16 protein-coding genes and 3 pseudogenes are annotated in these 20098 nt (G+C 74.1%); 11 read left to right on the top strand and 8 right to left on the bottom strand.

The genetic code is table 11. The annotated features are described in order from the left end of the window. From ABZ371_RS12730 to ABZ371_RS12720, 3 genes are all read left to right on the top strand, one after another. Nucleotides 1-1217, top strand: a 1217-nt coding sequence (locus tag ABZ371_RS12730; protein WP_358677492.1) for a cytochrome P450, incomplete at its 5' end; no start/stop codon positions are given. 111 nt (nt 1218-1328) lie between these two features. Next, nucleotides 1329-2519, top strand: coding sequence for a glycosyl hydrolase (locus ABZ371_RS12725; protein ID WP_358677489.1), 1191 nt, complete (start codon nt 1329-1331; stop codon nt 2517-2519). A gap of 112 nt (nt 2520-2631) precedes the next feature. Further along, nucleotides 2632-3747: an AI-2E family transporter gene (locus ABZ371_RS12720; RefSeq protein WP_358677486.1), complete on the top strand. Its 1116-nt coding sequence runs from the start codon at nt 2632-2634 to the stop codon at nt 3745-3747. A 58-nt stretch (nt 3748-3805) separates the two neighbouring features. Here the strand turns inward: ABZ371_RS12720 and ABZ371_RS12715 are convergent. Together ABZ371_RS12715 and ABZ371_RS12710 are read right to left on the bottom strand one after the other, a co-directional pair. After that, nucleotides 3806-4663: pseudogene (locus tag ABZ371_RS12715) on the bottom strand (hypothetical protein); the annotation flags it as partial. Beyond that, nucleotides 4657-5016, bottom strand: a pseudogene (locus ABZ371_RS12710) (NAD-dependent epimerase/dehydratase family protein); the annotation flags it as partial. The pseudogenes ABZ371_RS12715 and ABZ371_RS12710, both read right to left, overlap by 7 nt. Before the next feature lie 83 nt (nt 5017-5099). On the opposite strand from ABZ371_RS12710, the gene ABZ371_RS12705 reads away from it, so the two are divergent. Beyond that, a complete protein-coding gene (locus ABZ371_RS12705) occupies nt 5100-5987 on the top strand; it encodes an oxygenase MpaB family protein (RefSeq protein WP_358677483.1) in 888 nt (295 codons plus the stop codon). Between the two features lie 7 nt (nt 5988-5994). On the opposite strand, the gene ABZ371_RS12700 is transcribed toward ABZ371_RS12705, so the two are convergent. The 3 genes from ABZ371_RS12700 to ABZ371_RS12690 are packed head-to-tail and all read right to left on the bottom strand — an operon-like array spanning nt 5995 to nt 8598. Further along, nucleotides 5995-6834 carry a polysaccharide deacetylase family protein gene (locus ABZ371_RS12700; protein WP_358677481.1) on the bottom strand — a complete coding sequence of 280 codons (840 nt, stop codon included), beginning with the start codon at nt 6832-6834 and terminating at the stop codon, nt 5995-5997. Then, nucleotides 6831-7775, bottom strand: a complete 945-nt coding sequence (locus ABZ371_RS12695) for a DMT family transporter (RefSeq protein WP_358677478.1) — start codon at nt 7773-7775, stop codon at nt 6831-6833. The genes ABZ371_RS12700 and ABZ371_RS12695 overlap by 4 nt, the downstream gene beginning before the upstream one ends. Before the next feature lie 4 nt (nt 7776-7779). Further along, entirely contained in the window at nt 7780-8598 is an 819-nt protein-coding gene (locus tag ABZ371_RS12690; protein ID WP_358677475.1) for an SDR family NAD(P)-dependent oxidoreductase, read from the bottom strand. Between the two features lie 119 nt (nt 8599-8717). Here ABZ371_RS12690 and ABZ371_RS12685 point away from each other — a divergent pair, with 119 nt between their 5' ends. From ABZ371_RS12685 to ABZ371_RS12675, 3 genes and pseudogenes are all read left to right on the top strand, one after another. Beyond that, a complete protein-coding gene (locus tag ABZ371_RS12685; protein ID WP_358677473.1) occupies nt 8718-9815 on the top strand; it encodes a glycosyltransferase in 1098 nt (365 codons plus the stop codon). 56 nt (nt 9816-9871) lie between these two features. Further along, nucleotides 9872-10481 (top strand): annotated as a pseudogene (locus ABZ371_RS12680) (flavodoxin family protein). Nucleotides 10482-10730: 249 nt separating this feature from the next. Continuing rightward, nucleotides 10731-11351, top strand: coding sequence for a DUF1349 domain-containing protein (locus ABZ371_RS12675; RefSeq protein ID WP_358677470.1), 621 nt, complete (start codon nt 10731-10733; stop codon nt 11349-11351). Between the two features lie 45 nt (nt 11352-11396). On the opposite strand, the gene ABZ371_RS12670 is transcribed toward ABZ371_RS12675, so the two are convergent. The 3 genes from ABZ371_RS12670 to ABZ371_RS12660 all read right to left on the bottom strand — a co-directional run bounded on the left by ABZ371_RS12670 (nt 11397) and on the right by ABZ371_RS12660 (nt 15525). Further along, nucleotides 11397-13517 carry a SpoIIE family protein phosphatase gene (locus ABZ371_RS12670; RefSeq protein WP_358677467.1) on the bottom strand — a complete coding sequence of 707 codons (2121 nt, stop codon included), beginning with the start codon at nt 13515-13517 and terminating at the stop codon, nt 11397-11399. A gap of 93 nt (nt 13518-13610) precedes the next feature. Further along, entirely contained in the window at nt 13611-14819 is a 1209-nt protein-coding gene (locus tag ABZ371_RS12665; protein WP_358677465.1) for a GDSL-type esterase/lipase family protein, read from the bottom strand. 136 nt (nt 14820-14955) lie between these two features. Then, the gene (locus ABZ371_RS12660; RefSeq protein WP_358677462.1) at nt 14956-15525 is read right to left on the bottom strand and encodes a TetR/AcrR family transcriptional regulator; all 570 of its coding nucleotides are present in this window, start codon (nt 15523-15525) and stop codon (nt 14956-14958) included. Between the two features lie 222 nt (nt 15526-15747). On the opposite strand from ABZ371_RS12660, the gene ABZ371_RS12655 reads away from it, so the two are divergent. The 4 genes from ABZ371_RS12655 to ABZ371_RS12640 all read left to right on the top strand — a co-directional run bounded on the left by ABZ371_RS12655 (nt 15748) and on the right by ABZ371_RS12640 (nt 20080). Continuing rightward, on the top strand, nt 15748-17829 hold the full coding sequence (locus ABZ371_RS12655) for a SpoIIE family protein phosphatase (protein ID WP_358677459.1): 2082 nt from the start codon (nt 15748-15750) through the stop codon (nt 17827-17829). A 201-nt stretch (nt 17830-18030) separates the two neighbouring features. Further along, nucleotides 18031-19017 carry a dihydroxyacetone kinase subunit DhaK gene (gene dhaK / locus ABZ371_RS12650; protein ID WP_358677457.1) on the top strand — a complete coding sequence of 329 codons (987 nt, stop codon included), beginning with the start codon at nt 18031-18033 and terminating at the stop codon, nt 19015-19017. 38 nt (nt 19018-19055) lie between these two features. Then, nucleotides 19056-19673, top strand: a complete 618-nt coding sequence (gene dhaL / locus ABZ371_RS12645) for a dihydroxyacetone kinase subunit DhaL (protein WP_358677455.1) — start codon at nt 19056-19058, stop codon at nt 19671-19673. Further along, nucleotides 19670-20080, top strand: a complete 411-nt coding sequence (locus ABZ371_RS12640; protein ID WP_358677453.1) for a PTS fructose transporter subunit IIA — start codon at nt 19670-19672, stop codon at nt 20078-20080. The genes dhaL and ABZ371_RS12640 overlap by 4 nt, the downstream gene beginning before the upstream one ends. The last annotated feature ends 18 nt before the right edge of the window (nt 20081-20098 follow it).

The following is a 20098-nucleotide window of genomic DNA, read 5'->3' as shown; positions in this document are numbered from 1 at the left end:
AGGACTACCCGGCCTTCACCGTCGACACCCGGGACCGGGACAGGGTCCGCGCGTCCCTGCGCGGCCAGCTCATCGCCACCCAGCGCGCCGCCAACCCTCCCTTCCACGCCCTGGTGAGGTATGAGGACGTCAAGGCGGCCAGCCGCCGGCCGCAGGTCTTCGCCAGCGCGCCCGGCGTGACCACTCCGGAACCGGCCCGCTGGGCCAAGGCCGTGTTCGGGAACTCGATGGTCAACATGGACGGTGCCGAGCACGCGGGGCTGCGCAGGACCGTCTCCCGGGCCTTCACCCCGAGGCTGCTCGCCGCCGCCGAGGAGAACATCGCCTCCGTCGCCGCCCGGCTGGTGGCCGAGACGGTCGCCGAACGCCCCGGCGACTTCATGCGGTCACCCGCCTCCCGTATGCCCTTCGAGGTCATCTGCGACCTGATGGGCGTTCCGGAGCGCCACCGCCCGGGGATCGCCGCGCAGATCGACCACGCGTCGGAGTACGTCGGCGTCCAGCGCAGGGGACCGGCCAGGCTGCGGGTGCCAGGGCGGGGCCTGCGGTCGCTGGCGCGTATGCAACTGGTGATGGCGGGCATCGCCCGGGAGCGCCGCCGCGAGCCAGCGGACGACGTGATCTCGGCCCTCGTACGCGCGGACATCAACGGCCAGGCCCTGTCCGCCCGCCAGTTGGGGGCCTTCTTCTCGCTCCTGCTCGTGGCGGGCGTCGAGACGACGCGCAACGCCCTCGCCCACGGGATGGCCCTGCTGACCGCGCATCCGGAGCAGCGGGCGCTCCTGGAGGCCGACTTCGACCGGTACGCGGACGGCGCGGTCGACGAGATCGTCCGGCACTCGACCCCGATCATCCAGTTCCGCCGGACGGTCGTGGCGGAGCTGGCGCTCGGGGGCCGTACCTTCCTGCCCGGGGAGAAGGTGATGCTGCTCTACGCCTCGGCGAACCGGGACGGTTCGGTGTTCGCCGACCCCGACGTCTTCGACATCACCCGCTCCCCCAACCCGCACCTCGGATACGGCGGAGGCGGTCCGCACCACTGCCTGGGAGCCCACCTGGCGAGAATCGAGATGCGTGCGCTGTTCCGCGAACTGCTCACGCGCCCGGGCGGTATCCGGGCGGTGGGCGGACCGCGGCTCGTGGACTCGAATTTCGACAACCGCGTCCGGTCCCTTCCCCTCGGCTTCGGGAATTCTCACCCGAACGGCGCGCATTGATTTCCCGGCTGTGGAAAATGGCCCATTCGCGGGCGTTCGCGCAACTCCTCGGGGCGGGTTTCTCCCTATCGTCGACAGGGTCGTGAATACGCCACAAACGCAGGAGGAGCCGTGCCCGTACAGCGTCGTCTCAGAAACCTCGGCGTCGGCACGGCCGTGCTCGCCCTGCTCGTCGGCGGCGCGGTGCTCGCGGACCGGGACGGGCGGGACGCCCAGGCCGGCAAGGGCGCCTCGCCCGCTCCGCCGGCGGCCGGCGAAGTCGCCGTCGGCGCCTACCTGGACTACGGGCCGAAGGGCGTGCAGCGCATGGCGGAGCTGTCGCGGTGGCTCGGCGGTACGGAGCTCCGGGTGGGGCACAGCTACCTGCCGGGCGACCTGTGGGAGAACATCGAGGGCCGTCCCGGATTCCTCGCCTCGTGGTCGACGTGGCGGCGGGGCGCCGAGGACCGGATGTTCGTCCTGAACACACCGATGCTGGAGCGCAACGAGGAGCACCTCCCCGACGTCGAGGTGCGGCGCCTGCTGAACGCGGGAGCCGCCGGCGAGTTCGACGAGCACTTCCGCAGGCTGGCCGAACGCCTGGTCGCGCTGGGCGTCCCGGACACGGTGCTCGTGCTCGGCTGGGAGATGAACGGCACCACCTACACCCACCGCTGCGGCCCCGACCCCGTCGCGTGGAAGGCGTACTGGAAGCGGATCGTCACCACGATGCGCTCGGTGCCCGGCCAGAAGTTCCGCTTCGACTTCGCGCCGAGCCGTGGCCGGGACGCCGTGCCCTGGACCGAGTGCTACCCGGGTGACGAGGTCGTCGACATCATCGGCATGGACTCCTACGACCAGCCCCCCGCGCGGACCTTCGACGAGCAGGTCACCGAGCCGTACGGGCTGCAGAAGCAGGTCGACTTCGCGGCCGAGCACGGCAAGCCCCTCTCCTTCCCCGAGTGGGGGCTGTTCCGCAACGGCGACAACCCCGAGTACATGCGCCGCATGCTGGAGTGGTTCGAGCAGCACCGGCCCGTGTACCAGACGATCACGGACTACTGCCCGCACGGCGTGTGGCAGTGCGGGCAGAACCCCGAGTCCTCGCGCGTGTTCCGCGAGACGCTGTCCCGGCGGCCGGGAACCGGCGAGCCCGCCGAGCCGGCACCGACGCCGGTGCCGAGCGGAACACCCGAGCCCGCCGAACCCGACCCGACCGTCCCGGACACGGGCGGGCCCGAGTGGTGCTTCACCGTGCCGCTGGGCGAATGGTTCGGACAGTGGGTGGAGAACCAGGAGTTCTGCCTGCGCGACCATCTCTGAGCCACCTCCCTCGGCGCCGCCCACGCGCGGCGGGGCCCGCTCCCGGACGCCTGGACGCCGTGGAGCGGGTCCGCGCATCGGGGTGGACCGGCCGGCCCATAGGGTGGGCCCCATGTCTGCTCCGTTGAGTTCCGCCAGGACCCGTGCCGCGCTCCGTACGTCGGCACGTGTCTCGGGCGAGATGCTGCTGGTCCTCGTCCTGGCCGCGGTGGCCCTGTGGTTGGTGGGCCGCATGTGGTCGGTCGTCTGGCCTCTCATAGTCGGCCTGCTGCTCACCACGCTCACGTGGCCCCTGACCCGCTTCCTGCGCCGGCACGGGTGGTCGCCCGCGCTCGCGGCCTCGGCCGTGACGGTGTTGTTCCTCGTGGTCGCCGCGGGCGTCGTGGCCCTCATCGCCGTGCCGGTGGCATCGCAGTCGGGGGAACTGGCCGACGGGGTGGTGGAAGGCATCCAGCGGCTCCGCGAGTGGGCTTCCGGGCCGCCGCTGAACATCGGTGACGCCCAGATCACGCATGCGTTCGACGCCGCGACCTCCCGCGTCCAGGACAGTGCCGGCAGCGTCGTCAGCACGGCCGTCACGGGCCTGAGCACCGTGCTCGACGGTGTGGTCACCACCGTCCTGGCGGTCTTCCTGATGTTCTTCTTCCTGAAGGACGGCACCCGGTTCCTGCCGTGGCTCGAACGTCAGCTGCCCGGCCGGCTGTCCACCGACATCCCCACCGTGGCCGCGCGCGGATGGAACACCCTCGGCGAGTTCGTGCGGTCGCAGGCGTACGTCGGCCTGCTCGACGCCGTACTCATCGGACTGGGACTGTGGATCGTGGGGGTGCCGCTGGTGCTCCCGCTGTCGGTGCTGACGTTCGTGGCCGCGTTCGTGCCCATCGTGGGCGCCCTCTTCGCCGGCTTCGTCGCGGTTCTCATCGCCCTCGTGTCGAACGGCCTCACCGACGCCCTGATCGTGCTGGCGATCATCATCGTGGTGCAGCAGCTCGAGGGCAACGTGTTCCAGCCCATGATCCAGAGCCGCGGACTCGGCCTGCACGCCGCGGTGGTCCTGCTGGCGGTGACGCTGGGCGGCAGTCTGGCCGGTATCGTGGGCAGCCTTCTCGCCGTGCCCGTCGCCGCGTTGATCGCGGTGGTCTGGAACTATCTGCGCGAGCAGCTCGCCGCACCCCGGCAGGAGCCCGCCTCCACCGAACCGCCGGACGGCACCGTCACCGCCCCGTGACGGGACCGGCCAGGACTTCGGCGGGACGGGGCCGCCCGGCGGCGGCCGGCGGCCGGAGTCACCACCCCGTCCACAGCGCGTGGTTGACGAGCAGCGCCACGCCGGCGTGGGCGGCGAGCCAGCCCTGCCGGTCGCTGCGGGGCAGCAGCGCCGCGGCGGGCAGGAGCCAGACCATGAAGGGCTGCCAGATGCGCTCCGTCTCGGCCTTGCTCATCCCCGACACGTCGGCGACGGCGAGGGTCAGCAGGGCCGCCAGGGTGAGCACCACCAGCCGCTGCGCCGGGGCCGGGGAACCGTGGCGCGCCGCCCGCAGGGCCGCCGGGGCGCCCGCGCAGGCCCGGCGCAGTCCGGAGACGGTACCGAGACCGACGGCGACGGTGGTGCAGGCCAGGTTCGCCCACACCCAGTAGGAGTAGGGGCGCACCCCTCCTGCTCCCTGGTAGTACCGCTCCACCAGCTGCCGTTAGCCCTCCCACCAGTTGAACCCCGCCAGGGTGAAGACCACGGGCGCGACCAGCGCGGCCCCCAGGAGGAGGGGCACCGGGCGGGCGGACCGGGTGAGCACGAGGACCGCGAGCAGGAGCACGGCGACGAGCGCCAGGCCGTAGCTGAGGTAGCAGGTCAGCCCGAACAGCAGGCCGGAGCCGAGTGCGGCGGCTGCCGGGAACCGCGTCGCGCGGCTCGCGGCGAGGGCCAGCAGGGCGACGGACCACGCCGCGACGGCGGCGAAGTAGCCGTCGGCCGAGGTGCCGGTCCACACGGCGAAGGGGGCGAGGACGAGGAAGGGGGCCGCGCGGCGCGCGAGGTGTTCGCCGGCGAGGGCGCGCAGGGTGATCAGGACGGCGACCGCGGCGGATCCGCCGAGCACGATGCACCAGACCCCCGCCCACGCTCCTCCGCCGAACCCGGCGAGCCGGCCAGCATCAGGTCCCGCACCCCGGCCGCCGCCATCCCGGCCAGCAGCACCGCCGTGCCGAGGTCGTTGCAGCCGACGTACTCCGGGGCGTCGGCGAAGTCCTTGCCCAGCCCGACCATCGCCGCCTGGTGGCACACCGCGTCGATCCCTGACAGGGCCGCGGCCACCGCCGCGCGGTCGCGGACGTCCGCGACGACCGTGCGCACCTCCGGGAGCGGGCCGGTGGTCACGGCGTCGCCGTGGGCCGAGGGGAGCAGGGCGTCGAGGACCACCGCCTCGTGCCCGCCGCAGAGCAGTGCCCGGACGATGTGTGACCCGATGAACCCGGCTCCGCCGGTGACCAGTACGCGCATGCCCGCCACGCTAGGCCGCCGGTGGCGGGGCGGGCGGACGCGGCACACCCACGTCACGGATTCGTAAGGCGGATACTGGAGTCATGGGCCTCCTCGCGTTCGGACCCCGCACGATCCGGCAGCGGATCGGTTCCGGGCTGTTCAGCCGGGTGGCCGGCCCTGGGGGCCCGGCGGCGCGGGAGCGGATCCACCGGACTCCCGGGCCCCGCTGGTTCGGGCCCGAACGGCCGATCCGCCGGGTCCACGGCGACGCGTCGATGTTCATCGGCGGCCTGCGGGCGCTGCTCCTGCAGTCCCTGCATCCCCTGGCCATGGCCGCGGTGTCGGCCCACTCCGGTTACCGCAGCGACCCGTGGGGCCGCCTCCAGCGGACGAGCACCTTCCTCGCGGTGACCACGTTCGGGACCGCGGCGGACGCCGAGGAGGCGGTGCTGCGCGTACGGGGCATCCACGAGCGGGTGGAGGGCGTCACCTCGGCCGGCGAGCGGTACCACGCCTCCGATCCGCACCTGCTGGCCTGGGTCCACGCGACGGAGACGGACAGCTTCCTGCGGGCCCACCAGCGGTTCGGGCGCCGCCCGCTCGACGGGCCGGGCTGTGACGCGTACATATCCGACACGGCTCGTGTGGCGAGTGCGCTGGGGGTGGCGGACCCCCCTCGCGACCGGGCTGAGCTCGCCTCGTGCATCGAGTCCTACCGGCCGGAACTGCGCGCGACACCGCAGGCGTGGGAGGCAGCGCGGTTCCTGCTGATCCGGCCGCCGCTCCCCGTGTTCGCCTGGGGCCCGTACACGGTGCTGGCGGCCAACGCGGTCGCGATGCTGCCCCCGTGGGCCAGGCGGCCGCTGCGCCTGCCGCTGCTGCCCAGGTTCGAGAACCGCTGCGTGCGCCCGACCGGGCAGGTGCTCACCAGGGCGATCCGGTGGGCGATGAGCCCTGCGCCGTCACCGGACCGGCCGCAGGGCGCCTGAACCGCGCTCACGCGCCATTCCCGGTGCCGTGACCACCACGGCACCCGACCCTCCTGGCCCCGCCCCGGCAGTCGTACGGAGTCTCCCGGCCACCGCCGTCCCCGCCCCCCGCGATCCCGTGCTCGGCCAGCGGCCCGACGCTCAGGCCGGCGGCGCGCAGCCCCTGGACGAGTGCGGGCAGCATCGCCAGCGTCGCCCGCCAGCAGCCGGGCGCGGCCACCCTGTCGGTGTCGTGCAGGAGGACGGTGCCGCCGCCGCGCAGGTCGCGCCGTACGGTGTCCAGCACCGACGCGGCCGTGGCGTCGGCGGTCCAGTCACGGCCCCAGGCCGACCACAGGACCGGCCGCAGCTCCGCGCGCGCGGCCGCGGCCCACCGGCCCGCCGTCAGGATGCCGTACGGCGGCCGGTACCACCGTGGTGCGGTGCCCGCGGCCTCGCCCACCGCTTCGGCGGTCCGCACCAGTTCACGGGTGTCCCGGGCGAACGACGCGAGCCAGGGGCGGTTGTGCGTCCATCCGTGCACGCCCAGCTCGTGCCCCCTGCTCACGATGTCGCGGCCGATGTGCGGATACCTCACGAGGCTTTCGCCGAGGACGAAGAACGTGGCGCGCGCCGACGAGCGGTCCAGGGCGTCGAGGAAGAGGGGGGTGGAGAGCGGGTCGGGGCCGTCGTCGAAGGTGAGCGCCACGTGGTCGCCGCGGCCGAGGCCCGTCAGGGCCGGGAAGAGGGTTCTGCGCACGGAGGGCAGCCAGGTGCCTGAAGGGAGGACGTGCGCGCCCAGCGCCAGGGCCGTGAGCGCCGCCGGCAGCCGGTGGGCGGCCGGGCGGGTCCGGTCGCCTGCCGTCACGCCGGCCCCTCTCCACCGGTGCCGGCCGATCCGCCGGGTGGCCGCCGCCTCCTGCCGACCTCCGCGTCGAAGGAGCCGGAGACGGGGATGGACTGGGCGAGGAACGCGGTCCCGACCGCCACCAGGAACGCTCCGAGCGCGCCGGTCAGCAGGTTGGGCCCCAGCGGGATCCGTTCACCGAAGAGCGACCAGCCGAGTCCCACGCTGACCAGAGCGTCCCCGAGCGTGAGGGCGGGCTGCGACGCGGCCAGCGTGCCTGCGCCCAGGGTGCTCTGCAGCAGCAGGAAACTCAGCAGCCCGACGGCGGCCGCCGCGTACGGGTAGCCGTTCGCGAACACGGCCGCGAAGCCGTCCCCGATCCGCCCGGTGACCTCCTTGACGAGCGCGGCGGTGCAGGCGAAGCAGACGGCGGTGGCGCAGCCCAATACCGCCGCGCGCGCCGCGCCGTCGAGCGTGCGCGCCACGAGGAGGAGGACGGACACGGTCAGGGCGAGGGCGGCCCCGACCGGGAGCCAGCCCGTCGCCTCACCCGTCGCCTCGCCCCCGGACGGGCTGACCGCCAGCAGGAAGAGGGCGAGACCCGCGGCGAGCGCCAGGAACGACAGCCAGGTCCGGCCGTCCGGACGGTGCTGGAAGACCACGCTGCCCACGACGAGCGTGAAGAGCAGTTCGCTGGCGAGGAGCGGCTGGACCACCGAGAGCCGCCCGACCGCCAGGGCCCCGGCCTGGAAGGCCGCCGACAGCACCAGGGCGGCGGTTCCCGCGATCCAGAACGGGCGGCGGAGCAGACCGGCCCACCGGCCCGCCGTCCGCCTCAGCCGGGAGCCCCGCGGTCGGGGCGCCCGGCCGGCCCATTCCACGGCGGCCCGGCGCTGCAGCACGGAGGCCGCGGCGTTGGCGCAGGCCGAGAGCAGCGCCAGGACGACGGTGACGGCGCTCATCCGCTCATCCGAACCGGGTGGCCAGCCGCCGGTACAGCCCGGGCGCGGCCCCGCGCACCCGGCCCGGCAGCCGCAGCCATCCCGGTACGAAGACCTCGTCGCGTCCCCGCAGCAGCGCGGTCCAGACCGCTTCGGCCACCTGTTCGGCGGCCACCGGGCGGGGGCGCGACCGGGTGTACGGGGTGCCGCGGCGTTCGAAGAACGGGGTGGTGACCACTCCGGGGACCACGTGCAGCACGCGCACGCCGGTGCCGGCCAGTTCGTAGCGCAGGGCGTCCGCGAGAACGGCGACCGCGGCCTTGGCGGCCGAGTAGACGGCCTCGTCGCGGACGCCGACCGTGCCGGCGACCGATCCGATCAGCACGAGCTGCCCCCGGCCCCGGGCGAGCATGTGCGGGAGGACCAGGCGCACCAGGTGGACGACGGAGACCAGGTCCACCGCGAGGACCTGGTCCGCGGCCGTCGCGGGCATCGTGTGCAGCGGCCCGGCCCAGCCGACCCCGGCCCCGGCGACGAGCAGATCGATGCGTCCGGAGGCGTCCAGGGCGTCCTGTACCAGCCCTTCGGCGCCCTGCGGGGCGGCCAGGTCGGCGGGCAGTGCACGGCCCGAGGTGAGCGCGGCCACCTCCCCCAGGCGGGTGTGGTCCCGTCCGCTGACGAGGAGGTCCCAGCCGCCCTCCGCCGCGATCCGCCGGGAGACGGCGGCACCGATCCCGGAGGACGCGCCGGTCACCAGAGCCACGCCCTTCGCGCTCCTGGGCCGCCCGGGAGCGCCCGGGGCGGCCGGGCGGTGGTGGCCCGTGCCGGGAAGGGCTCGCCCCATTGCGGCTTCCTCTCTCAGCGCGTCTCGCCAGGTGCGCGGCACAGCACAGGAAAACAGTCATAACATGACGAGAAACACAAAACGTACGGCGATCGTCGCACACCACCCGGAGGGTCCGCATGGCCGGACGTTTCCTCGTCCTCAGCGCGAGCATGGGCGCCGGCCACGACGCCGTGGCCGCGGAACTGGTACACCGTCTCGGCGCCGCCGGCGACAGCTGCCTGACGGTCGACGTACTCGACCTGCTGCCCCCCGGTGTCGGCGCGGGGTTGCGCGGCTTCTACCGCAACGCCATCCGCCGAACGCCCGCGCTGTACGCGGGCCTGTACGCCGCCTTCTTCCGTACGGGCGGCGGACCGCGTCCCGGCAGTGCCCCGCTGGCCGCTCTCGCCGAGGAGCGGCTGCTCGCCGTCGTGGCACGGCAGCGGCCGGACGCGGTGGTCCCGGTGTTCCACCTCGCCGCGCAGCTCACGGGACGGCTCCGCCGCCGGGGGGCGCTGAAGGTGCCGAGTGCCGTCCTGGTCACCGACTTCGCCGTGCACCGTCAGTGGCTCGACCCCGGCAACGACCTCCACCTCTGCCTCACGCCGAGGACCGCGCAGGACGTGCGCCGGCTGGTGGGGCGGCCCGCCGTGGCCTGCGGCCCACTGGTGCCCCAGCGGTTCCTGGAGCCCGCCCCCGGTGCGCAGGAGTGGCGGCGGCGGCTCGGCGGGGACGGTCCGCCGGTCGTGCTGGTCTCGGCGGGTGCGTGGGGGGCCGGCACCCGCTTCGCGCGCACCGCCCGCCTGGTGGCCGCCGCGGGTTACCGGGCCGTCGTGCTGTGCGGCAGGAACGAGGCGCTGCGGCGTGCGCTGGCGCGGACCCCGGGGGTGCTGGCCACCGGCTGGGTGCGGGACATGCCCGGCCTGATGGCCGCATCCCGGGTGCTCGTGGACAACGCGGCGGGCCAGACCGCGCTGGAGGCGCTGGCCGCGGGGCTGCCGGTGGTGGGTTACCGCCCCATCCCGGGCCACGGCGTGCAGGGCGTCCGGCTGATGGCGGAGCACGGCCTCACCGACCACGCCCGCGATCCGTGGGCCCTTATCCGTTCCCTGGACACGCTCAGTACGCCCGGTCCGGATCGGGAGCGGCGCATCGCCGAGGGGAGGGCCCTCTTCGAGGGGCGGTCCGGTGCCGTACCGGCCCTGGAGGACCTCGCCGTCCTCGCCCGGAGATGAGCCGCTGTCATCCGAACGGACCGTGAGGGGACGGGCGGAGCGGGTACCCCACCGGCCTGAAAGCCCTAGTGATCAACTGCACGCTCCAGGCGTCACCGGCCCCCTCGAACCCGCAGGCCCTCGCCGAGAAGGTCGCCGAACAGCTCCGGAGCGACTCCGTCGGCGTCGAGTTCGTCAGGGCCGCGGACCTGGACATCAGCCCCGGGGTGGTGAGCGAGGCCGCAGGCCCGGGCGACGCGTGGCCAAACGTCCACCGCAAGCTGCTGGACGCCGACATCCCTGGTCATCGCCTCACCCACCTGGCTGGGCCACCCGTCCTCGATCGCGCAGCGCGTCCTGGAGCGTATGGACGCCATGCTGTCCGAGACGGACGACGAGGGGCGCCCCGTGGCCTACAACCGGGTCGCCGGTGTCGTGGTCACGGGCAACGAGGACGGCGCGCACCACGACATCAGCGAGATCTCCGGCGCGCTCGCCGACATCGGTTACACCATCCCCGGCCAGGCCTGGACGTACTGGCACCTGGGCCCGGGCCCCGGGCCGGACTACCTGGCCGACGCCCGCGGTCACGACTGGGCGCACAGGACGGCCCGGGCCATGGCGGCCAACCTGTACGGGACGGCGAAGGCCCTCGCCGCCGCTCCGCTGGGAGCACCACCGCAGTAGTGCGGGGTGATGGCGCGTCAGGGGATCAAGGCGACGGTGCGTAGGACGCCGCCCGGCCACCGTGACCCGGACGGGGGACCGGGCACCCGGGAGGAGCGGGGCGGCGGGTGACGGCTCGTACGCGCGTCGGGGGCCGCCGGTGCGCGCGGGGCGTCTCCGCGGGCCGATGGGCCGGGCGGTGCCGGCCGCGGACCGGAATCCGACCGGCCGGCGGCCCGTAGACTCGGTCACCGGCGACCGGGGAGACGTATGGACGGGCAAGGGCTGGACGGGCAGGGGCCCGACGGGCAGCGGGCGGTCGACTGGGCGCGGGCGGAGTGGCTCAACCCGCCGCCGGCCGCGACGGCCGACGGCGACGGGCTCGATGTGGCCGCCCGGGGGCGGAGCGACTTCTGGCGCACGACGAGCTACGGCTTCGTCCGGGACGACGGACACGCGCTGCTCACCGCGTTCCCTCCCGGATCCGCCGTCGAGGTGACCTTCGTCGCGCGCTTCGAGGAACTGTACGACCAGGCCGGGGTCATGGTGCGCGTGGACGAGCGCAACTGGATCAAGGCCGGGATCGAGATGTCCGACGGGGTCGCGCACCTCGGCGCGGTCGTCACCCGCGAGCTGTCGGACTGGTCGCTCTCGCCGGTGCCCGAATGGGCCGGCCGCCACGTCACCGTACGGGTGAGCCGTGCGGGCGACGCCGTCACCGTACGGGCCCGCTGCGACGACGGCCCCTGGCGCCTGGTGCGTCTCGCGCCGCTGGACGCGGACGCCGCCGCCTCGGCCGGTCCGTTCTGCTGTTCACCGCAGCGCGAGGGCCTGCGAGTGCGCTTCACCGGCTTCACCACCGGCCCTGCCGACAGCGCGCTGCACACGTAGCGGGTCCGCCGCCCCGGAGGTCACGCCCCCTCGGCGGCCGCCTGCTCAGGGGCCCTCCGTATCCGCCGCGTCGGACAGCGGCAGCTGGGCCCAGATGGTCTTCCCGCTGCCGCTGTACCGGGTGCCCCAGCGTTCGGTGACGCTCGCCACCAGCAGGAGGCCGCGGCCGCCCTCGTCGTACATGCGGGCGCGGCGCAGATGCGGGGCGGTACTGCTGCCGTCCGACACCTCGCAGACGAGTGCGAGATCGCGGATGAGCCGCAGGGTGATGGGCGGGCCGCCGTAGCGGATCGCGTTGGTGACGAGCTCGCTGACGACGAGTTCGGTGGTCAGCACGGCGTCCCGCAGGCCCCAGACCTCGAGCTGGGCCGCGGCGCGTTTGCGGGCCTCCACCACGACGGCCGGATCGGCGGCCAGGTCCCAGGAGGCGTGGTTCTCCTCGTCGAGGCGGCGGGTGCGGGCCAGCACGAAGGCGACGTCGTCCGCGGGCCGTTCCGGCACCAGGGTGCTCATCACGGCGTCGCAGGTCACGTCCAGGGGCTCCTCGGGCCGGGCGAGCAGGCCGCGGAGTTCGGCCAGGCACGCGTCGGCGTCCCGGCCCGGCGCCGCCAGCAGGCCGTCCGTGAAGAGGGCGAGACGGCTGCCTTCCGGCAGTTCGTACCGGGCCGCTTCGAAGGGCAGCCCCCCGACCCCGAGCGGCGGCCCGGCCGGCAGCGGCAGCGTCTCCGGACGGCCCTGCGGGCGGGCGAGCACAGGCTCGGCGTGGCCGGCCCGCGCCATCGTGCAGTGGCTGGTGATCGGGTCGTACACCGCGTACAGGCAGGTGGCCCCGGCGACGGGCGCGGTGCCGGCGGCGCCCGGTTCCTCCTCTCGGTCGAGCTTCATCACGAGGTCGTCGAGCTGGGTCAGCAGTTCCTCGGGAGCCAGGTCCACCTCGGCGAGGGCGCGCACGGCGGTACGCAGCCTGCCCATGGTGGCCGACGCGTGGATGCCGTGGCCGACGACGTCGCCCACGACCAGGGCGACCCGGGCGCCCGAGAGCGGGATGACGTCGAACCAGTCCCCTCCGATACCGGCACCGAGCGTCGACGGCACGTAGCGGGAGGTCACCTCCACGGCCCGCTGGGGGGCGGACCGGCTGGGCAGCAGACTGCGCTGCAGGGCGAGCGCGGTGGCGCGTTCCCGGGTGTAGCGGCGGGCGTTGTCCACACACACGGCGGCCCGCGCGACGAGCTCCTCGCAGAGTGACAGGTCGCTGTCACCGAAGGGCTCGGGGGTGCGGTGGCGGCAGAACATGGCCATGCCGAGCGTGATCCCGCGGGCTCGCAGCGGGGCGACGATCCCGGAGTGGATCCTGTGCTGCCGCAGGCTGTGCACACGGTCGGGGTCCCGCTGCTTCCACTCGCCCAGGGTCTCCTCGTCGATCTCGAACCTCTCCGCCTCGCCGCCGGCCAGGGTGCGCCCGATCGCGGTCTCGCAGTCGAACGTGTGCGCCTGGCCCAGTTCCACGACCGATTCGGGGCAGCCCTCCAGCACGGAGCTCTGGGCCACGCGGAGGAACTGGATCTCCTCCCTGGCGTGCGGGGGGTGCGCCTCGTCGCCGGTCAGCACCTCGGCGAGCAGGTCGACCGTGGCGAAGTCCGCGAAGCCCTCGGTGGCCAGCTGCGCCAGTTCCTCGGCGGTCCGGCCCACGTCCAGGGTGCTGCCGATGCGTGTGTTCGCCCGGTCGAGTACGGCCATGCGCTCACGTGCCCAGAACTGGTCGGTGGTGTCCACGGTCACCACCGACACCCCGAGGAGGTCCCCGGCCTCGTCCTTCACGGGAGTGAGCATGGCCCGCCAGACGTGCTTGCTGCCCACGAGCACCAGGTCCGTCTCGTAGGACTCAGCCTCGCCGGTCCGCATGACCCGGCCGATCGCGTCGGCCAGCCCCGCGCCGCCCTGCACGAGCACCCCGGCCTCGGCCTCCCCCGGGGGCAGGCCCAGCAGGGACGCCTCCGACCGGGCCACGGCCGCCGTCGCGGTCTCGTTGGCCATCGCGAGCTGCTGGTCCCGGCCGAAGAACGTCACCGCGACGGGCAACTGGGCGAGGATCCGCGCCCTCGTCCGGGCCGACGGAGCACGGGCGGGATCCCCGCCGGTGCTCTGCTGGTCACGCTCTTCCATGGGCCACCACTCGCCCTCCGCGGCTTTCCGGTCCGTCGTCCACGGACCGCGGTCGCCGCTCTCGTCCCAGAATGCCCCTGCGGGGCCCGACCCTCAACCAGTCCGCCTCCCGGCACGGGGAGCGGCGGACGGCGAGAAGGGGCCTTCGGCGCTGAAGGCCAGGTCGGCGAAGCGTTCGCCGATGCGGCGGTGGGTGGCGGCGTCCGGGTGGAGCCGGTCGGGCAGCGGCAGCTCCGCCGCGTCGGACTCGCCGTACAGGGCGCGGCCGTCGAGGTGGTGGATGTGCGGGTCCTCGGCCGCCCGTTGCCCGACGATCCGGGCCAGCTCCTCCCTGATGACGCGCAGGGTCAGTTTGCCGGCGGCGGTCTCCGCGGGGTCGCCGGTGGCACGGAACAACGGCTGTCCGGTGGCGAGGCCGGCGGGATCCAGGGCAGAGGGCCCCGGGGTGTCCTCGTGCACGGGGCAGAGGATCGGTGAGACGACGAGCAGCGGGGCGGTGGGGTGCCCGTCGCGGATGGTGTCGAGGAAGCCGTGGACGGCCGGCCCGAAGGCACGCAGCCGCATCAGGTCGGTGTTCACCACGTTGATGCCGATCTTGACGCTGACCAGGTCGGCCGGGGTGTCCCGCATGGCACGCGCGGTGAACGGGTCGAGCATGCCTCCGCCGCCGAACCCGAGGTTGACCAGCTCCACCCCTCCGAGGGAGGCGGCGCGTGCCGGCCAGATCGTCGTGGGGCCCGCCGCGTCCGAGCCGTGGCTGATGGAGCTGCCGTGGTGCAGCCACACCCTGCGGTCCGGGTCCGGGGCCGGCTCGACGGGCGCGTCGGTGCGCAGGGCGACGAGCTCGGTGGTCTCGTTGTACGGAAGCCAGATCTCGACGTCCTTGAGGTGGTCCGGCAGGCCGGTGAAGCGGACGGTACCGACCGGGCCGGGGCGGTGTTCGGCGGTGCCCTTCGCCATGTCGATGGTCAGGGTGCTGCCGCCCGCGACAACGGCACGGCCGGCCGGCCGGCCGTCGACGAGCAGCTCGTACACCCCGTCGGGGCGGGGCGGGACACCCACGTAGACGCGCTTGGTGGGCAGCGTGTCCAGCTCGACGGCGGTGGCCCGGGTGCGGAGGACGAGCCGTACCCCGGAGGGCTGGGACTCGGCCATGGCGAGCTGCGGGTCGGTGTTCCGGGCGCGGGCCGAGGCGGGCAGCCGGTGCGGCAGGAGGCCGTGTGCGGTCCGCTCCAGGTCGAGGGCGCCCCGCAGGAGACCGGCGGTCACGGGCGTGGTGATCCAGTGGTGGGCGTGGTTCATCGGTTCCAGCCTGCTGTCTCGGGAGGTGGGGGTGGTCGTGGGCGTGCCGGTGCGCCACAGGGTGGACGGCGGTGGGCGCACGGGCGCGGGGGTGCGGGGGTGCCGCTGGGGGCGGCCGTCGGGGCGGCCGCCGCTGTCAGGACAGGGGCCAGTTGCGGAGCATGGCGTCGAGGCGGTCGAGAGTCCACGCCCACGTCTCCTGCGAGTCGGGGGCGCTGTGGCTGAAGCCCCCGGCCAGCTCCAGGCTCACGTAGCCGTGGAAGACGCTGCCCAGCAGTCGTACGGCGTGGGTCTGGTCGGGCTCCGGCAGGTCGTAGCCCCGCAGGATCGCCCGTGTCATGGCGGAGTGCCGGCCCCCCGCGCTCGCGGCCGCCGTCCCGGGGTCGAGCGGGAGCCGCGCCGCCGCGTACCGGCCGGGGTGTTCCCGGGCGTAGTCGCGGTAGGCGTCGGCGAAGGCGGTCAGGGCGTCCTTGCCGGCCCGCCCGGCCAGCGCGGCGGACGCCAGATCGGCCAGTTCCTCCAGAGCGAGGAGGGCGATCCGGGTCTTGAGGTCCTGGGAGCTCTTCACGTGGGAGTACAGGCTCGCGACCGCGACGTCGAAGCGCCGGGCGAGCGCCGAGACGGTCACCCGGTCGAACCCCACCTCGTCGGCCAGCTCCGCTCCCGCACGGGTCAGGCGTTCCGCGGTCAGTCCCGCACGCACCATGTCGTCCTCCTCGGCCTCACCGCATTATGCAGCTACCTAATACCTTTAGGCAAATTCCGAGGTATTTAAGGTACGGCTGTGTCGGCCCACTGGCCGACGCAACCAGGACGGGCGCGCTCGGCCCGCTCCGCGCAGAATGGGCCGTGGTGGTCGCGCTTCTCCGGGCGCCCGGACCACCCACGGACGGGGACCGCGGCGGCCGTGCGAGCCAGGAGGCAGTCGATGCAACGGTTCGGCCAGCGCGACAGCGGGCCCGGGGCCGCGGAGCACCCGGTCGCCGCGCACGTGGCCCTGGCGGTGAACGGCATGGGCAGCTACACCTGGGACCTGCCCAGCGGGACCCTGCGGTACGACGAGGCGGGGCTCGCGGTGATGGACTTCCGGCCCGGCGAGTACGACGGCCGCCTGAGCACCCTGGGGGCGAAGATGGTGCCGGCCGAGGTGACCGCGGTGCAGGAGCAGGTCGACCTCGCACTGCGCACCCGCTCGGGCTTCAGTCTCTACTTCCGGGTGCGGTGCCGCGACGGCCGGCTGCGCTGGACGCACACCCAGGGCCACGTGGTCTGCGACGAGCAGGGCAAGCCCGATCAGGTCATCGGGATCATCCGGGACGCCAGCCAGGAGCTGCGGGCTCTCGACCAGTCCGTACAGCTGCGCCAGGCCAGGCACGACCGCCGCCGGCAGGCCGACATCGTCGGTCACGTCAGCGACGCCCTCGCCCCCACCGTGACGGTCGAGGACGTGGCCGAGGCGCTGACCAGCACCAAGCTGCTGGAACAGCTCGGCGCCTCGAGCATCATCCTCGGGCTGGTGGACAACGGCCGTATGCGCCTTGCCGGTTCGAACGGTGTGAACCCCGACCTCGTCCGTGACTTCCACCTGGCCCGCCTGGACGCGCACCTGCCGCTCAGCGAGGCCGCCCGCATCCGCAGGGCCGTCTTCATCACCAGCCGGCGCGAGTACGGGACGCGCTACCCCGAGATACGGCCCTACCTCCACCTCTTCTCCGACGCCACCGCCGCCGTGTACCTCCCCTTGATCGCCCACGACGAGGCCATCGGCGCGCTCGGCCTCACCTACGACGGCAGGACACCCTTCGGGCACGACGAGCGCACCGTGCTGACCGCCCTGGGCAAGGTCATCGCCCAGTCACTCCAGCGGGCACTCCTGTACGACCGTGAACACGAGCTCGCCGCCGGACTCCAGACGGCCATGCTCCCCGGCCACCTCCCCCACGTCCCCGGGCTGGCACTGGCGACCCGCTACCGGCCGGCCAGGGCCCAGGGAGGGATCGGCGGCGACTGGTACGACGCGCTCTCCCTGCCCGACGGCCGCATCGCCGCGGTCGTCGGGGACGTGCAGGGGCACGACGTGACCGCGGCGGCCGTCATGGGCCAGCTCAGGATCGCCCTGCGGGCCTACGCCGCCGAGGGGCACCCGCCCACGACGGTGGTGGCACGGGCCTCCGCGTTCCTCGCGGAGCTGGACACGGACAGGTTCGCCACCTGCCTCTTCGCCCTCCTGGACCCCGTCACCGGCATGACCGTCTTCGTCCGCGCCGGGCACCTCGAGCCCGTCCTGCGCAGGCCCGACGGGAGCACCGTCCTGCTGCACTGCCCGGGCGGGCTCCCGCTCGGCCTCACCACCCCGGGAGCCCAGCCCTCCTATCCGGCGCTCGAGACGGTCCTGGAGCCCGGCACGACCCTGCTCATGTGCACGGACGGCCTCATCGAGTCACGCACCGAGGACCTCGACCGGGGCCGCGCCCGCCTCCTCGAGGCCCTCGCCGAGGGCCCCGGGGACACCGACGCCCTCGCCGATCACCTGCTCCGCACCATGGGCGCCTACACGGAGGGCGAGGACGACGTGGCCCTCCTGGTACTGCGGCGGTCACCGGACGGGCGTGCCGCCGACCCGCAGATGGAGGTCACCATCGCACCCACGGACGCCGGCTCCCTCAAGGCCGCGCGTCTCGCCCTGCGCACGGCGCTCGGCCGCTGGTCCCTGGACGCCGTAGCCGACACCGCCGAACTGCTGGCCTGCGAACTGGCCACCAACGCCCTCCTCCACACGCGCGGCAGCGCCACGCTCACGGCCAGGCTCGTCGACGAGGACGGGCGTGCCGTACGCCTGGCGGTCACCGACACCTCTCCTTCCTCCCCGCGCCGCCGGGCCGCCACCGAACAGTCGACCTCGGGCCGCGGGCTCATGCTGCTGGAGGAGCTGGCCACCTCGTGGGGGGTCGAACCCCGCGGAGACGGCAAGACCGTCTGGTGCGAGATCTCCGTGGAAGGGACGCCCTGACCGGGTCCGCCGGGCATCGAGCCGGAACGGCGGTCGCGGGCCGCGCCCCGCGCCGCGACGGACGCCGGGGACCGCCGCCTGCGGCCCGGCCTTCGCCGCGTCGCTTCCCGATGACCTCCCCGTCTTCGATACTGGACGTCCCGGTCCGGGCGGACTCCGTGGCGGCCCGGCACGCACTCGTCCCAGGAGGCACCGTTGCGCATGCTCATGAACGTGCCGGAGACCGTGGTCACCGACGGCCTCCGCGGTATGGCGGCCGCCCATCCCGAGCTCACCGTGGACGTCGGCAACCGCCTGGTCGTCCGGCGTGACGCGCCCGTGGCCGGGAAGGTGGGCCTCGTCTCGGGCGGCGGGTCGGGGCACGAGCCGTTGCACGCGGGATTCGTCGGGCCCGGCATGCTGTCCGCCGCGTGCCTGGGTGAGATCTTCACGTCCCCCGTGCCCGACCAGATCGTCAGGGCGGCCGCCGCCGTCGACAGCGGCGCGGGAGTCCTGTTCGTGGTGAAGAACTACACCGGTGACGTGCTGAACTTCGACATGGCGGCCGAGCTCGCCGAGGACGAGGGCCTCCAGGTGGCCAGGGTCCTGGTCGACGACGACGTGGCGGTGACCGACAGCACCTTCACGGCGGGCCGGCGGGGCACGGGCGCGACCTTGTTCGTCGAGAAGATCGCCGGTGCCCTCGCGGACGAGGGCGCGCCGCTGGAGCGGGTGGAGGCCGTGGCTCGGCAGGTGAACGGGTCGGCACGCAGCTTCGGGGTGGCCCTGAGCGCCGTGACCACCCCGGCCAAGGGCAGCCCGACCTTCGACCTGCCCGCGGGTGAGCTGGAGTTGGGAATCGGTATCCACGGCGAGCCGGGCCGGGAGCGGCGCCCGATGATGACCTCCGGGGAGATCGCGGACTTCGCGGTGCACACGGTGCTGGAGGACCTGCGCCCGAACGGTCCCGTCCTGGTCCTGGTGAACGGCATGGGCGCCACACCCCTGCTGGAGCTGTACGGGTTCGGTGCCGAGGTTCAGCGGGTGCTGTCCGAGCGAGGCGTGGCGGTGGCTCGTACCCTGGTCGGGAACTACGTGACGTCGCTCGACATGGCGGGCTGCTCGGTGACTCTGTGTCAGGTCGACGAGGAAATGCTGAGGCTCTGGGACGCTCCGGTGCAGACGCCCGCACTCCGATGGGGCAGGTGACCGGTCCGACCGTTCGTGCGCGAGGAACAGGAGAGCGTGTGCTCGACACCGATTTCTTCCGTCGCTGGATGGCCGCCACCGCGGCGGCCGTCGACCGGGAGGCGAGCCGGCTGACCGAACTGGACGCCGCGATCGGCGACGCCGATCACGGCGGCAACATGCGGCGCGGGTTCCACGCGGTGACCGCCGTCCTCGACAGGGAGTCGCCCGCCGGCCCGGGGGCCGTACTGACGACGGCGGGACGGCAGCTGATCTCGACGGTCGGCGGAGCGTCCGGTCCGTTGTACGGGACGCTCCTGCGCCGCACCGGCAAGGCCCTCGGCGAGGCCCGGGAGGTGAGCACCGCGGATCTGGCCGAGGCGTTCGGGGAGGGCGTCGCGGCGGTGGCGCAACTGGGCGGGGCCCAGCCCGGTGACAAGACCATGCTGGACGCGCTGCTGCCGGCCTCCGAGAAGCTGCGCTCCTCCCTCACGGCGGCCCGCGACGCGGCGCTGGCCGGGGCGGAGGCGACCGTGCCCCTGCGGGCACGCAAGGGCAGGGCCAGCTACCTGGGCGAGCGCAGCATCGGGCACCAGGACCCGGGGGCGACCTCGGCGGCACTGCTGATGGAGGCGCTGGCAGAAGCGGCCACGACGAGCGGCGGAGGCGGCGCGTGAGCGAGGAACCGCAGGTCGGAATCGTGCTGGTCTCGCACAGCGGGCCCGTCGCGGAAGCCGTCGCCGAGCTGGCCAGAGGGCTCGCGGCCGGCGGTGCGACCGCGCCCGTGGCCGCGGCCGGGGGGACGTCCGCCGGCGGCCTGGGCACGAGCGCGGAGCTGGTCTCCAAGGCCGCGAGGGCGGTCGACCGGGGTGCGGGGGTGGCACTGCTCGTCGACCTGGGGAGTGCGCTCCTGACGGTGAAGGCCATGCTGGCGGAGGGCGGTGGACTGCCCGAGGGCGCCCGGCTGGTGGACGCGCCGTTCGTCGAGGGTGCGGTGGCCGCGCTGGTGACCGCGTCAGCGGGCGGTGACCTGGCGGCCGTGGAAGCGGCGGCGACGGACGCGTACGGCTACCGGAAGAGGTGAGCCGCCCCGCGTCCCGGC

This window comes from Streptomyces sp. NPDC005899 (genome assembly GCF_040629645.1).
GTDB lineage: Bacteria > Actinomycetota > Actinomycetes > Streptomycetales > Streptomycetaceae > Streptomyces.
The sequence above is the reverse complement of the archived record's forward strand: the minus strand, read 5'-3'. Positions and strand labels throughout refer to the sequence as shown.